Origin of the sequence: Flavivirga aquatica, from assembly GCF_001747085.1 — a bacterium.
GTDB classification, from domain to species: domain Bacteria; phylum Bacteroidota; class Bacteroidia; order Flavobacteriales; family Flavobacteriaceae; genus Algibacter_C; species Algibacter_C aquatica.
The window spans coordinates 102,193-117,407 of record NZ_MDJD01000034.1 but is presented as its reverse complement, the minus strand read 5'-3'; the positions used below and the strand labels follow the sequence as shown (position 1 = coordinate 117,407).

Below are 15,215 nucleotides of genomic sequence, written 5' to 3'. Positions count from 1 at the left end.
AATTACATTTTTATATCTTGGTAAGCACCTTCAATCATTACATTAGAGATAACACCATAAACATTAGCCCACGCTTCTTTTACATCCTGTGTAAAATCATCACCTAATCCAACCTCAAGAGCTCCTATTAACGCTTCACCTACCGTAACGTAATGAAAAGCTTCTACTTTATAATCCACATGTCTTTTACCTAAATTCTTAAGAATAGGTATAAGCGCATCTAAATTACTTAACCCTGCTACAGCAGCACCCAACATACTCATAAGTTTGTTTCTCTGTTCTTTCATTTCACCTTCACTATTAGGGAATAATGGTTTTAACTGCGGGTCTAATTCAAATAATTTATTATAAAAAATTTCCGCTGCAGCTGGTGCTATTGGTTTTACTTTTTCAAACGATTCTTGAACTAGGGCGATAGTTTTTGATTCCATAATCTTATATATTTGGTTGTTTTACAAAAAATAAGTATTAATACTTATTCTTCACAAAAATAGAAGCTAGTTCTCAAATTAATTATGAAATAATACAGTTGAAAATAGTCTTTTACCACATATAAAAAACTATCAAAACGCAGTAAATTAATATTACTCCTAAGTAACATCTATTTAACTTAAAGAATTACAGGTATTAACAAAAATTATTAGCTATCTAAAAAGTAGTTATGTTCACTAATTTCTTTTCTAAGTAGTTGTGTATTGGGTACACCAATTTTCTTACCTTGGGCGGTAATAAGTTTTTCTTTTTTAAGTGCAGAAAACACTCGTATAACTTGTTCTTCGGTTGTACCCGCATAATCGGCATATTCCCTTCTGCTTAACGGAAGATTTAAAAAACCTTTTAAGTCTCCAAATTTTCTATATATATACAACAATGTATCTATAACACGCTCCCTAACAGTCATTTGAGATATCGACTTAACTTTATTCTCACTCCTATTAAGTTCATTAGCATAGAATAGCATCATATCGTAAGTAAACTTTGGATTTTCTACTAAAGCTTCTTGTAAATCATCCTTTGAGAAATAGCATAACACAGATTCTTGTATAGCTATAGCTCCAATAGAATAATGTTCTTCAGTTCCAAAGCCACGGTGTCCTATAATCTCTCCCTCTTTAGCAAACCGTACAATTTGTTCCCGTCCATTTATGCCTGTTCTAAAAACTTTTACAGTACCTTTTAAAATAAAAAACAAACCATTTACAGGAGCACCCTCCATTATAAATTGCTGTCCTTTTTTGCATTTTAAAGTATTCTTATTTTCTACAAATTTAGATAAAGAAATAGCATGTAAATTCCTTTTAATCAAGCATCTTTCATTCTGACAAGACTTACAAGAGACATCGTTAAACAATCTTTTTTTTGACCTTATATGTACTGCTGTTGAAGACATAAAAACTAATATTCATTACAATAATACGTAATAATACTTAGTTCTCATCTTTCTAACATTATTTTTGAGAGTCTAACAAAAAACATGAACAGAAATTGATCAATTAATGTTTTTATCGGCTTTAAATATTAAAATTATAAAGAAGCTTTACTTTTTATATCGAAGATTTCCTAATTCGATACCAATTGCTGTTTTAGCAAGTATTGTAAATACAAAGGCTCCAAGCGCCCAAATACCCAACGTTACCCCTATTTCAATACCTGTAGGCATATATTCTGCTATTTTACCATAAGGTCCAGGTATAAAACCAGGTACAATAAGTCCAAAGCCTTTTTCTATCCAAATAGCTATAAACAATATAAAACAGCAAAAGAAAAGAACTTTAAAATTATTTCTAAGCTTATGAAACGTTAATAAAACCGTAGCCAATACATTTAAAGGAATTGCCGTCCAAATCCATGGTAATAATGCATGCTTACCATGTAAACCAAAAAACAAATAATAAGCACTTTCACTATGGTGTGTTGGTGCATAAAACTCCTTAAACAACTCCGACACTAGCATAATTAAGTTTATTTGAGCAGCCACAGTAACCACCAAAGCTATTTTTTTTATGGTTTTATCTTGAACTTTAAACTCTGTACAACTTCTAATAATAGCTAAAACCAAAATAATTAAAGCTGGCCCAGCTGCAAATGCAGATGCTAAAAATCGAGGCCCTAATAATGCATTATTCCAAAACGGTCTCGCCTGTAAACCTTGATATAAAAAAGCAGTAACTAAATGAATTCCAACAGCCCAAAATACAGACAAAATAGCGCCTGGCACATAAACTTTAGACTTTGCTTCTTTACCTTGATAATGTCTAAATAAAATATATAATGGAATAGTAATATTTAAAAATAAATATCCATTTAACACCAACACATCCCATGTTAGCATAGAATTAGGAAAATTAAAAACCCCAAAACCAGGAATCATATGCCATAAAACCGAAGGCCCTCCCATATCTGCAACCACAAATGCCAAACACATAATTAACGCAGAAACCGCCAAACCTTCTCCAATAAGCACCGCCTGCTTAAAATCTATATCCTTTAAAACATAAGTAGGCATAACCAGCATAACTGCAGCCGCTGCCACACCTACCAAAAATGTAAAATTAGAGATATATAACCCCCAACTCACTCGATCTGCCATACCTGTTACACTTAAGCCCTCACTTAATTGAATAGAATAACAATACATACCTGCAAGCATCATAAAAGTTAATACTCCCATCCAAATATGATACCTTCTAGATCCATGCGTTATGGTATCTAAACTATCCTTTACTAAACTTCCAAAAACTTTAAATCGTCGCATATAAACTTATGTTATAAAACTTTATCTTCTTTTACTTTGGGCGTTACCACAAGGGTCGGGCTATACGTTACAAGTCCTCGCTCGTACCTCACTGCGGGCTTTTCACTACTATCCCTAACGCGTGCTACGTTATGTATAATAGTTATTTGTTTAACTGTTGATTTTGTTTAATCGATTATTCCTTAATAATATCCTTTTAAACGCTCAACAAAACCAACAATTAAACAGTTCAACATACTAACCAATAACTATACGTAATCATTTATATGTTAAATTGCTTAATCCTTTTTTACATTATTCAACAACTAAACAAATCAACAATTAAACATCCTAATCCATAAAATACCAGAACTTAGGCTCCGTACCTAAATCTTCTTTTAATCGGAACACCTTTTTATTCTCTAAAACCCATCTAATAGTACTATCTGGGTCTAATAAATTCCCAAAAATACGAGCACCCGTAGGGCAAGCCTCAACACAAGCAGGATTCTTACCAGCTCTAGAACGTTGCACACAAAAAGTACATTTCTCCATCACCCCTTTTTTACGCATTCGGTTACCTAAATAATGCTGGTTTTTATTAACCTCAGTCTCTGGCACTTCTGGTTTACTCCAATTAAAACGTCTACCATCGTAAGGACAAGCTGCCATACAATAACGACACCCCACACACCAATCGTAATCAACAACCACTAAACCATCATCTTCCCTCCAAGTAGCCTGTACAGGACACACCTCAACACATGGCGGATTATCGCAATGAAAACACTGTGTACCCATATAAAAATGCCCCTCTGCAGGCACTTCATGGTAATAATTATCATCTGCTTCATTAAAATTAAAACCCTTTCCATCCTTCATTTCATGAATTCGAATGTACTGCATTTGCGAATCCCTGTCTTGATTATTCTCTTCAACACAAGCGCTTACACAATCCATATAACCTTGACATTTCGAAATATTAAAAGCATATCCAAACAAGACATCTTCTTCTGCATTTTTAGAGGACATACTAATTGTTTTCCCAGTTCTTAATTGATACGAACGCACCAAACGCTCTACAGTAGCACCCTTCTCCTCAGGAGTCATTAATTTATAATTCCCCTTAAATTGCTCTTCCCAATCTATTTGTGCCTTTTCTTTAGTATCATCTCCAGATATTACACTACAAGACGTACTTATAGCACCAGCACCAATTGCTAAACTTGCAGTTAATTTTTTAAAAGCAGTTCGCCTATCCATTTTGACATTAAAAACCTGATCGAATCCATCTTTTTTTCTTTCTTCTCCAATTGCAGCAAGCACCTCTCTATCAAAGTCCTCATTGCTAATTTGATCTGTACTTGAAGCACCACCACAACCACCCGAAGTTTTTCCACAACCACAAGATCCAAATATTTCTGTTTTTTTTCTACCAAGATTTAACGAAAACCACTTTTTATTTTCACTGCTCATACCTAAACTGTTATTAATACTATTAATTAGTATTATACCTATTCTCTTTCCTTTACTTTTTGTGTATTAAAACGCGCTGGCCACCTCGATTCGAAATGAGGCTTATGCGGGTTATGACAATTAACACAAGTCATAGATGCTCTAGGAGGAGCCCATCCACCTATGCGCTTACCATGAGCACCACCTTTCCAATCTTCAAATTGTTTGGTGTGACATTGATTACACACATTATAACTCCTATTAAAATCTATATCGCTACCCGTCAAACTTTTTAAACTATTCATATTATCTGGGTTATGACAAGTAATACAATTCATGGTGTTTTTATTAGCATGTGCCAACTTAATATCCCAATGCGCCTTTTTAACGTCTTTACTTTGCATTTTAGACAACGGTTTAGTGTGACACTCTGTACAAGCATACAATTTTATTTGCCCCTTGCGCTCTGGTATTAAAAATGTATGACCACCTTCGGTAATTTCTATAGTTTCAATACCCTCTATATATTTTTCTGATGATATTGAAGTACCATGATAATTTTCACTCTCTGCCTCAATTCTATCTATAACACTATGGTATTCTCCCTCATCATGTTTACATGAAAAAACAATTAGTAATAAAACAAAAAGATAAATTAGTCTACTCATAACTGGTCTATTGCTCATTATTATTAGTTCTTTTAAATATTCCAATATCTTCTGTCTCTTTATTATTTGACGCATGACATTGTCTACAATTAACCCGCTCTGGATGGGATACTCTAATCTCTTTAGGAGCACTTGGTCCCGCATGACATGCTAAACAATTTTCATGCATTTGAATTTGATGAGGTATCACAGGCGGACTTCCTTGTAATGCATTATTAACTCCTACCTCAGGTGGATCTGCTTTATAAAAATTAGTTTCTTTAAATAATTGTTTTGTATGTTCCGGTACATGACACTGCCTGCAATTAATCATTTCTGGATGTGGGGTAACTGGAGCATAAGCATCATATTTATTAACAAACCCACCATTTTGATGGCACTTTAAGCAACTATTATCTCCCATATTACGCTCATCTTCTACTGGGTGTGGAATACTAGGTGGCGCACCATGAAATGCTCTATTTTTATAGTAATTTTTTAATACGCGTTGATGCTGCTCATCAACAGGCATATTTACATAATCCAAAGCATATTTAGATCGTGTAAACACACCAGTTTCGGAAGGAATTAAAGAAATGGGGTTGGTGTTTTCAACTGGAATATAAGCCTCTTCCATTCCAGATTGATAACTAATATTCCATACAGCTATAAAAGCCATAAATAGTATGACGAATAAAGATATGATACCTAGTCTTTTCATCTAATGATATTTAATTTTACTCGATAATCGAGATTTAAATGCTCCGAAGCTAGCCTCGAAATCAAAATATTTTTTAAACAAATGTTTCTTAAACTTGTCTCCAAGCCCTTTACACAATTGTTAGATGTCATTCGCTTGCTAAACATTATAATTAATAATAACAGTTTTAAACATGCGTATTTCATAATTATACTTTTTCTACTTTAACAGAACATTTTTTATAATCTGGTTGTTTAGATATAGGACAAAAAGCATCTAATGTAATATCGTTAATCAGCATATTCTCATCAAAAAACGGCACAAATACCTGCCCTTTTTCTGGTACACCTCTTTCATTAACCGAAGCTGGTAAAATAATCTCTCCACGCTTTGTGGTTAACTTAACACTATCTCCTGTTCTTATTTGCATCTGCTTAGCCTCCTCAGGGTTTAACTCCACATAAGCATGTGGCATGGCTTTATGCAACACTGGTATTCTACGCGTCATAGACCCTGTATGCCAATGCTCTATAACACGCCCCGTACATAACCAGAACGGATAATCCTTATCTGGAACTTCTGGCGCAGGCTCGTAAGGACGTTGCCATATAACAGCCTTACCATCTGGTTTGCCATAAAAATGAAACTTTTCTCCATTACTACATGCAGGATCATACTCCGAATTAAAACGCCATTTTGTAGATTTACCATCTACATAAGGCCATTGTGCTCCTGGCTGTGTTTTTAAAACTTCTAAAGGAGCCATAGCATGCTTTTTACCTTCATGGTGCCTTCTGTATTCGTTATATATTTCTTCTATATGTGTTTCTTCTTTATAATAGAATTGTTTTTCGTAACCCAAGCGTTTAGCTACCTCTACAATTTGCCAAGTATCACTCATCGCTTCTCCAGACGGTTGTATCATTTGTTCGAAATACTGCGTACGTCGTTCAGAATTACCATACATACCTTCACGCTCAATCCACATGGCAGATGGTAAAATAACATCGGCAATATCTGTAGTTGGCGTTGGATAAATATCTGAGACCACTATAAAACGTCCTTCCTTTTTACAAGCATCTCTGTAACGCTTTAGTTTAGGCATAGTTACCATAGGATTTGTTACTTGAATCCACATAAATTTAATATCACCTCTATCCAAAGCCCTAAACATTTCAACGGTATGGTAGGTTGGTTTAGGATCTATATTCTCTACAGGAACATCCCATATTTTTGCAGCATGCTCGCGGTGCTCTTTTTTCATAACCACACCATGCGGCAACTTATGTGTTAATGTTCCAACTTCCCTTACAGTACCACAAGCACTTGGTTGTCCTGTTAATGAAAATGGACTGTTACCTGGTGTAGATATTTTACCTGTTAATAAGTGAATGTTATATACCAAGTTATTAATCCAAGTCCCTCGTGTATGCTGATTCATCCCCATACACCATAAAGACATGACTTTCTTATTAGGATCGCCATAATAAGCTGCCATATACTTAATGTCTTTAGCTGAAACACCAGATATACGCTCTACTTTTTCTGGAGTATAATCTTCTAAAAACGTTTTATAAGCTTCAAAATCTATCTTTTCTGGTTTGTCTTTAAACTTGTACTTATCCTCAAGTCCATATCCCATATTAGTAAGCCCTTTATTAAAACTACAGTGCTTTTCTACAAAGGATTTATTTACCCATCCGTTTTTTATAATCTCATAACAAATAGCATTAGCAACCGCTAAATCTGTTTGAGGTTGAAAAATAATAGACTTATCTGCCGCCATACTTGTACGTGTGGTTCTGGTAGCAAAATCTATAATTTTCACACCTCTTTTTAATCGTTGATCTAACAACCTTGAAAATAATACAGGATGCATTTCTGCCATATTATTCCCCCAAAGAATAAATACATCGGCATGATCTATATCTTCATAACACCCCATAGGTTCATCCAAACCAAAAGATGTTAAAAACCCTGTAACTGCGCTAGCCATACACAAACGCGCATTAGCTTCTACATTATTAGTACCTATACAACCTTTAAATAACTTTGATGCCACATATCCATCTGGAATAGTCCATTGTCCAGAGCCATAAATAGAAACAGCATCTTTACCATGATCCTTTATAGTAGTCTTCATTTTAGAAGCTATTAAGTCTAAAGCCTCCTTCATAGATGTTTCTACATACTTGCCGTTCTTCTTTACTAATGGCTTAGTTAATCTATCCTTTCCATAAATAGACATTACAGAATGATACCCTTTTACACAACACAGTCCTTTATTTACAGGCGATTTTGGGTCTCCTTTTACCGCTACAGCCTTACCATTCTCTACGCCTACTAAAACCCCACATCCTACTCCACAGAATCTACATGGTGCTTTTTTCCAATCTAAGTTTCCGCCTTTTGGTAATTTTTCCTCTTGCTCTTCTGCAAATAATATTCCAGGAAACATAGTAGCTGCGGCTGTCATTGCAGACATAATTGCCATTTTCTTTATAAAACTTCTTCTATTGGTTAAAGACGTGTACATATATAAACTATTTTATTTTGTATTAAACCCAGAAACCATAGCAAGTAATTTTAAACTCTCAATGTTTTCTATTTTTTCTTTTAAAAGGTCTTCTTGTTCTTTATTGTCGGTTTCGGTAACTACAATAAGTAAATTTTCATTCTCAGCTGGAATGACTTCACAATGCTCTAAAGCATTTATAGCCTTAGTGAGAATCTCTTTTTTACCATTATGAGGATGTGCTAAATAGCTTTTAATAGGCATTCAATTTTCTTTTCTTGATTTTCTTAAGTGTAAATCTCCTGCTTTTTAGCAGAAAAAAAACTGATAAAAATCATGTTTCAATAAAAAATGAATTCGCTATATTTGCTAGAACATAACGAAAAACACAAATGATTTCTGTAGAAGATGCTATTTTAGCAGTTAAAAACCATAGTAAACCACTTTTAAAAGAAACCATAAAACCAGTAGTAAAAGCTGGTGGTTATATTTTATTCAAGGATATTAATTCACCTATAAACATGCCCCCTTTTAGGCAATCTGCTATGGATGGCTATGCGCTTAATTTACATGATAGCTTATCTTATAATTTAATAGATGAAATAAAAGCAGGAGATGGACACCAACCCATTTTAGAACCAGGTGATGCGGTGAGGATTTTTACTGGCGCTCCTGTTCCAGATTCGGCTAACGCCATTATGATGCAAGAAAAGGTACGCGTTAATGGAAAAGAAATAACTATTGAACAACATATCCCTATAAATCATAACATAAGACCTTTAGGAGAACAAGTTAAAAAAGGAGCCATTGCCTTAAAAAAGGACACAAAATTAACACCAGCTGCTGTTGGCTATTTAACCTCTTTGGGTATTACAACCGTTTCTGTATATAAAAAACCATTAATCGCCATAATTACTACTGGTAATGAACTTGTAGAAGCTGGTCAAAATTTAACTCATGGTAAAATATATGAAAGCAATTCTACCATGCTTCAAAATGCTTTATATCATTTAAAATTCTATGATATTTCGATTCATAAAATTGAAGATGATTATGAAAAAACAAAAGCTAAACTGGAGTCTGTAATACAAGATAATGATCTGGTTATTGTTACTGGAGGTATTTCGGTTGGTGATTATGATTTTGTTGGAAAAGCACTTTTAGAATTAAAAACAGAAGTCATTTTTTATAAAGTAAAACAAAAGCCGGGGAAACCTTTATTCTTTGGAAAAAAAGACGACACGCTTATTTTTGCTTTACCAGGAAATCCTGCTGCTGCCTTAACTTGCTTTTATGTTTACGTTAATATAGCACTACAAAAAATGATGAATCGTGAGATTATTGAATTGCCTCGTGTTAAAGCGATATCTAAATCAAATTTTGAAAAAAAAGGAGATCGCCCTCAGTTTTTAAAAGCAATTTATAATACTGATGAAGTCGAAATTTTGGAAGGTCAAAACTCTTCCATGCTTCAAACATTTGCACTATCTAACGCTCTGGTTTTTGTACCTGAAACTATAGTGAAAATTGAGAAAAAAGATACTGTAGAAGTGATTTTATTACCTGCTTAAAACAACTATTTATGAGTTATAAAATTAAGAGTAGAATATGGATAGAATCTGAGAACAATGTACTTTTAGGAGAAGGTCGTGTGCATTTACTTAAAGCTATACAAGAAACAGGTTCGCTATCTAAAGCCGCAAAATCTTTAAATATATCTTATAAAAAAGCATGGCAGCTTTTAGACTCGGTAAACAAATCGGCTAAAAAACCAGTTACCATAAATAATATTGGTGGTAAAGGCGGTGGCGGTGCTGAATTAACAGACTATGGAAAATCCTTAGTAATGGCTTTTGATGATATTAATAAAAACTGTTGGGCTTTTTTAGATCAGCAACTTGAGAAAATTAAACATTTATAACCCAAAACATATACAACTACAGATAATTTTACCTTTAAATACTTTAGCACACTTTAAAACTTTAAGTACTTTTCATGCTGCAAAACGAAAACATATACCTCTTTTTATTAATCTTACCCATAGTTTCTTTTCTGTATTCTAGTGTTGGTCATGGAGGTGCGAGTGGTTACTTAGCGCTTATGGCTTTGTTTTCATTTGCTCCAGAATCTATGAAGCCTACTGCCCTTCTACTTAATATCTTTGTAGCAGGTATATCTTTCTATTACTATTATAAAGCAGGTTATTTTAATAAAAAACTGTTTTTATCTTTTGCTATTGCTTCAATACCTTTAGCTTTTGTAGGTGGTACGATTGAAGTTGATGCCTCTATTTATAAAAAGATATTAGCCGTTTTACTCATATTCGCTATACTAAAAATGCTGAATGTTTTTGGAAAAGAAAGCAATTATATTAAAAACGTAAAGCCATGGCAAGGTATAGTTGTAGGCGGTATTATAGGGTTCTTTTCTGGACTCATTGGTATTGGTGGAGGTATTATATTAAGCCCCGTAATTCTATTATTACACTGGGGAAAAATGAAAGAAGCTGCAACCGTTTCTGCCTTATTTATCTGGGTAAATTCGGTATCTGGACTTATTGGTCAATTAAGTAGCGGTGTTACACTGGAAAAAGAATCTTTTTTATTAGTAGCCATAGCACTTATTGGAGGTGTTTTTGGTGGTTACTACGGAAGTAAAAAAATAAACAATCAAAAGCTACGGTATATTTTAGCCTTTGTACTTATTATAGCCTGCGTAAAATTATTTTTTACATAAAATAATGATAGATAAAAAAAACATAACAGGAATTATTTTAGCTGGTGGAAAAAGCACACGCATGGGAACGGATAAGGGCTTTTTATTACTTAACGAAAAACCTTTTATTCAATACAGTATTGATGCGTTAAAGCCTTTAGTGTCTGAAATTATAATCGTTTCAGATCATCCAGAGTACGATACACTTGGTTTTAAGCGTGTTACCGATTTTATAAAGGATGCTGGCCCTGTAGCTGGTATATATTCTGGATTAGAAGCCTCTAAAACAAACTATAATTTAATTTTAAGTTGCGATATTCCTTTAATAAAAACAGATATATTAGAAAAATTGGTGCGTACCATCCATTTTGAAACTAATATCATTCAAATTGAAAGCATTGGTAAAACCATGCCACTAATAGCTCTATATAAAAAACAATGCAAGACTACGTTTTATAATTTATTACAAAAAGGAGAAAGACGTTTACGTGTTGCTGTAAAAACCTGTGGTGTAAAAAACATAACATTAGATTCTGTAAATAATATATGTACTATGAATGTAAATACACCCGAACAATTAAAAGCCGTTGAAAATGCAAATAGATATTAAATATTTTGGACAAATAGCTGAAGTTACTCAACAGAAAGAAGAATCTTTAGAATTCTCAGGAACTTTAGTTTCTGAACTTTTAGATATCCTTTATAATAAATATACCTTACTAAAAGATAAAGATTTTCAAGTAGCCCAAAATCAAGAGTTAGTTTCTATTGAAGCTAAAGTAACAGGGACAGAAATCGCATTATTACCACCTTTTGCAGGAGGATGATAAAATGTGATCTAGATTTGATTAAATATCACATATAGCAGAGTCTTAATAAAGGAATACAAGAATTATGAGTAGATATAGTAGACATATAATTTTATCTGAAATAGGACAAGAAGGTCAAGACAAACTTTCTAATGCCAAAGTACTTGTTATTGGTGCTGGCGGATTAGGCTGCCCTATTTTGCAATACTTAGCCGCAGCGGGTATTGGAACTCTTGGTATTGTAGATTTTGATGTAGTTGAAACCTCTAATTTACAACGTCAAGTATTATTTGGAACATCATCTTTAGGACAAAATAAAGCTGAAGCTGCAAAAAAACGCTTAGCAGATTTAAACGATACCATTTCAATAAATACTTATCCTGAAAAGTTAACTCATAGCAATGCTATCGATTTATTTAATCAATATGATATTATTATTGATGGCACCGATAATTTTGAAACACGCTATCTGGTAAATGATGCCTGTATTATTACTAATAAACCACTGGTTTTTGGTGCTATTTATAAATTTGAAGGACAAGTATCTGTTTTCAATTATCAAAATGGACCAAGTTATCGTTGCTTATTCCCTACGCCTCCCGAGGCAGGAACAGCCCCTAATTGTTCAGAAATTGGTGTTTTAGGTGTTCTACCCGGAATTATTGGATGTATGCAGGCTAACGAAACTTTAAAAATAATATTAGAACTTGGTGATACGCTTTCTGGAAAATTACTGTGTTACAATGCACTTACCTTACAGAATTCTATATTAAAAGTTAAACGATCTCAGGAAATTATTGATTCCGTTTTAAAAGACAAAGAAAACTTTAATAAACAACAAGTCGATTTCAATTGTGAAATTACACCTATAGTTATTTCTATTGAAGAGATACTCTTAAAGGAAAGTATACAATTTATAGATATTAGGGAACCCCACGAGCAACCTAAAGTAGATACTTTACCTGTAACTTATATCCCTTTAAGTGAATTAGAAAACAACATAGATAAGATTGACAAAACAAAAGACAAAGCTATTTTTTGTCAATCTGGAATACGAAGTAAACGAGCTGTTACCTTATTGCAAGAACTAAATGTTACGAATTGCTTTAGTGTTAAGGAAGGAGCTGTAGAAATTATTGAAATAAATAACCGCCATTGCGAAGAAGGAACGACTGAGGTAATCTCTCCAAAATAAAAAGATTGCTTCGTAACCTCGCAATGACTCTAAAAATAAAAAAAATCATGACAGAAAAAAAACATAAAAACGTATTTCAAAAAGGCGCAATTTCCTCAGAATTTATTGGGAACTCTATTGCAAAACATCAAACTAAAACGAGTATTGGAGCTCATAATATCTTTTTAGGTCAGGTTCGCGCCGATGTTATAGACGATAAAACAGTTACAGCTATAGAATACACGGCTTACGAAGACATGGCTAATGCTAAATTTCATGAAATCCGTGAAGCTGCTTTCGATAAATTCGAATTGACCTGTATGCACATTTACCATAGTTTAGGTACTGTAAAAGCAGGAGAAATTTGCTTATTCGTTTTTGTATCATCACCAAGACGCAAAATTGTTTTTAAAGCTTTAGAATATATTGTTGAAGCTATAAAAGCCGATGTTCCTGTTTTTGGAAAAGAAATTTTTGAAGATGAATCACATCAATGGAAGGTAAATAGCTAAAAATGCTTTTGTTTAATTGTTGAAACGTTACAAAACATGACCAGCATCTTTCTTTTGAAAAAGTGAATGTTTGGATTAACTCCAACTCTTTTAGTTCATAGTTGTGGTTAATGCTTAAAAATCAATAAACCGAGTGTATAAAACAATATTTAAAATCACCAAAATGGATTGTCCATCAGAAGAAAATCTGATTCGAATGAAATTGGATGGGATTTCGAGTATTGTTAATTTGGACTTTGACATTCCAAATCGAAAATTGATCGTTTTTCACAACGGAGAAATCGATCAAATCGAAAAGTCTCTTATCGAACTGAATTTAGGCGGAAAGAAAATTTCAACCAAACAGACCGATCAAAAGGATTTTAAAGAAAATGCTAATCAGAAAAAACTACTTTGGTTTGTTCTTGTAATTAATTTCGCTTTTTTCATCATCGAAATGACAACAGGTCTAATTTCAAAATCTATAGGACTTGTTGCCGATAGTTTAGATATGCTTGCGGATAGTTTTGTTTACGGAATTAGTTTGTTTGCAGTTGGTGGAACGTTGATTAAGAAAAAGCGGATTGCAAAACTTGCGGGATATTTTCAAATCACACTTGCCATTATTGGATTTGTGGAAGTTTTAAAGAGGTTTTTTGGAGACGAGAAACTTCCTGATTTTTCAACAATGATTATCGTTTCAATTTTTGCACTTATGGCAAACGGAATTTGTCTTTACATTTTACAAATGTCAAAAAGCAAAGAAGAAGCACATATGAAAGCAAGTATGATTTTCACCTCGAATGACGTGATTATTAATTTAGGAGTAATAATTGCAGGAGTTTTGGTTAATTGGCTAAATACCAATAAACCTGATTTAATAATAGGAACAATTGTTTTTGTGTTAGTAATTCAAGGTGCGTTTCGAATACTTAAATTAAGTAAATGATGGAAAGCCTAATCACAATAACATGTATAAAACATAGCTAAAAACGATTTTACGAAAAGCACTAATAATAAATAATTAATAAAAAATATTTAATCGAAAATGGTCGATATCACACATAAAAACACAACACTAAGAACCGCTGTAGCACAAGCTGTTGTAAAAGTTAGTAAACCAGAAACTATAACAGCTATTCAAAACGATACGGTTCCAAAAGGAAATGTATTTGCTATGAGTAAAGCCGCTGGGTTATTAGGAGTAAAACGTACACCAGATATTTTACCTGACTGCCACCCCTTACCTATTGAATTTACTGGTGTTGAATATGTCACAAACGGATTAGAGATTACGGTATTATTTACAGTAAAAACCATTTATAAAACGGGTGTAGAAGTTGAAGCTATGCATGGCGCTAGTGTTGTTGCTTTAAACATGTATGATATGTTAAAACCTATTGATAAGGGCATTGAAATACATGAAATCAAGCTATTGAATAAAAAAGGCGGCAAGTCTGATTTTAAAGATCGTTTTAGAAAAGATTTAAAAGCTGCAGTTATTGTGTGTTCCGATACTATTTCGGCAGGACAAAAGGAAGATAGAGCAGGAAAAGCTATTATTGAAAAATTAGAATCTTGTGATGTCGCAATTTCTGATTATATTATCATTCCTGATGAGATAAATGATATTCAAGATAAAGCCAAACTTTATCAAGAACAGGGTGTCGATTTAATTATTTACACGGGAGGTACTGGACTTTCTGGGCGTGATGTAACACCAGAAGCATTATTACCATTATTAGATAGAAGAATTCCAGGTATTGAAGAAGCCATTAGAAACTACGGACAAGATCGCACGCCTTATTCCATGTTATCTAGAAGTGTTGCTGGCACAATAAAAGATACTCTAGTACTAGCTTTACCAGGTTCTACAAATGGAGCCAAAGAATCTATGGATGCTATATTTCCATCGGTTTTACATATTTTCAGAATTTTAAAAGGTGCAAGACACGACTAATTTCTATTTGAGCAT

Annotated in this window: 17 protein-coding genes; 9 read left to right on the top strand and 8 right to left on the bottom strand. The window is 33.4% G+C overall.

The window, feature by feature from the left end:
• Window positions 1-2: 2 nt before the first annotated feature.
• From A8C32_RS06815 to A8C32_RS06780, 8 genes are all read right to left on the bottom strand, one after another.
• Entirely contained in the window at window positions 3-431 is a 429-nt protein-coding gene (locus A8C32_RS06815; protein WP_069829698.1) for a globin family protein, read from the bottom strand.
• Between the two features lie 209 nt (window positions 432-640).
• Complete coding sequence (locus A8C32_RS06810) at window positions 641-1,306, bottom strand: Crp/Fnr family transcriptional regulator (protein WP_240491704.1); 666 nt, start codon at window positions 1,304-1,306, stop codon at window positions 641-643.
• Between the two features lie 231 nt (window positions 1,307-1,537).
• The gene (dsrP, locus tag A8C32_RS06805) at window positions 1,538-2,755 is read right to left on the bottom strand and encodes a sulfate reduction electron transfer complex DsrMKJOP subunit DsrP (protein ID WP_069829696.1); all 1,218 of its coding nucleotides are present in this window, start codon (window positions 2,753-2,755) and stop codon (window positions 1,538-1,540) included.
• Window positions 2,756-3,085: 330 nt separating this feature from the next.
• Window positions 3,086-4,210: a 4Fe-4S dicluster domain-containing protein gene (locus A8C32_RS06800; protein ID WP_069829695.1), complete on the bottom strand. Its 1,125-nt coding sequence runs from the start codon at window positions 4,208-4,210 to the stop codon at window positions 3,086-3,088.
• 38 nt (window positions 4,211-4,248) lie between these two features.
• Window positions 4,249-4,875, bottom strand: a complete 627-nt coding sequence (locus tag A8C32_RS06795) for a cytochrome c3 family protein (RefSeq protein ID WP_069829694.1) — start codon at window positions 4,873-4,875, stop codon at window positions 4,249-4,251.
• Complete coding sequence (locus A8C32_RS06790; RefSeq protein ID WP_069829693.1) at window positions 4,865-5,557, bottom strand: nitrate reductase cytochrome c-type subunit; 693 nt, start codon at window positions 5,555-5,557, stop codon at window positions 4,865-4,867. Before A8C32_RS06790 ends, A8C32_RS06795 begins: the two co-directional genes overlap by 11 nt.
• Before the next feature lie 187 nt (window positions 5,558-5,744).
• Window positions 5,745-8,072, bottom strand: a complete 2,328-nt coding sequence (locus tag A8C32_RS06785) for a molybdopterin-dependent oxidoreductase (RefSeq protein ID WP_069829692.1) — start codon at window positions 8,070-8,072, stop codon at window positions 5,745-5,747.
• 12 nt (window positions 8,073-8,084) lie between these two features.
• Window positions 8,085-8,315, bottom strand: coding sequence for a hypothetical protein (locus tag A8C32_RS06780; protein ID WP_069829691.1), 231 nt, complete (start codon window positions 8,313-8,315; stop codon window positions 8,085-8,087).
• 128 nt (window positions 8,316-8,443) lie between these two features.
• On the opposite strand from A8C32_RS06780, the gene A8C32_RS06775 reads away from it, so the two are divergent.
• The 9 genes from A8C32_RS06775 (at window position 8,444) to moaCB (ending at window position 15,200) form a co-directional block, all read left to right on the top strand.
• Window positions 8,444-9,622, top strand: coding sequence for a molybdopterin molybdotransferase MoeA (locus A8C32_RS06775; RefSeq protein WP_069829690.1), 1,179 nt, complete (start codon window positions 8,444-8,446; stop codon window positions 9,620-9,622).
• Between the two features lie 11 nt (window positions 9,623-9,633).
• Window positions 9,634-9,972 (top strand): winged helix-turn-helix domain-containing protein, encoded by a 339-nt coding sequence (locus A8C32_RS06770; RefSeq protein WP_069829689.1) that lies wholly within the window; start codon window positions 9,634-9,636, stop codon window positions 9,970-9,972.
• A 74-nt stretch (window positions 9,973-10,046) separates the two neighbouring features.
• Window positions 10,047-10,787 (top strand): sulfite exporter TauE/SafE family protein, encoded by a 741-nt coding sequence (locus A8C32_RS06765; RefSeq protein ID WP_069829688.1) that lies wholly within the window; start codon window positions 10,047-10,049, stop codon window positions 10,785-10,787.
• Between the two features lie 4 nt (window positions 10,788-10,791).
• Window positions 10,792-11,376: a molybdenum cofactor guanylyltransferase gene (gene mobA / locus A8C32_RS06760; protein WP_069829687.1), complete on the top strand. Its 585-nt coding sequence runs from the start codon at window positions 10,792-10,794 to the stop codon at window positions 11,374-11,376.
• Window positions 11,360-11,593 (top strand): MoaD/ThiS family protein, encoded by a 234-nt coding sequence (locus A8C32_RS06755; RefSeq protein ID WP_069829686.1) that lies wholly within the window; start codon window positions 11,360-11,362, stop codon window positions 11,591-11,593. Before mobA ends, A8C32_RS06755 begins: the two co-directional genes overlap by 17 nt.
• Before the next feature lie 67 nt (window positions 11,594-11,660).
• Window positions 11,661-12,770, top strand: coding sequence for a molybdopterin-synthase adenylyltransferase MoeB (gene moeB / locus A8C32_RS06750; RefSeq protein WP_069829685.1), 1,110 nt, complete (start codon window positions 11,661-11,663; stop codon window positions 12,768-12,770).
• A gap of 47 nt (window positions 12,771-12,817) precedes the next feature.
• Window positions 12,818-13,261, top strand: coding sequence for a molybdenum cofactor biosynthesis protein MoaE (locus A8C32_RS06745; protein ID WP_069829684.1), 444 nt, complete (start codon window positions 12,818-12,820; stop codon window positions 13,259-13,261).
• A gap of 133 nt (window positions 13,262-13,394) precedes the next feature.
• Window positions 13,395-14,189, top strand: coding sequence for a cation efflux transmembrane domain-containing protein (locus A8C32_RS06740; RefSeq protein ID WP_205635376.1), 795 nt, complete (start codon window positions 13,395-13,397; stop codon window positions 14,187-14,189).
• 99 nt (window positions 14,190-14,288) lie between these two features.
• Complete coding sequence (gene moaCB, locus A8C32_RS06735) at window positions 14,289-15,200, top strand: bifunctional molybdenum cofactor biosynthesis protein MoaC/MoaB (protein ID WP_069829682.1); 912 nt, start codon at window positions 14,289-14,291, stop codon at window positions 15,198-15,200.
• The last annotated feature ends 15 nt before the right edge of the window (window positions 15,201-15,215 follow it).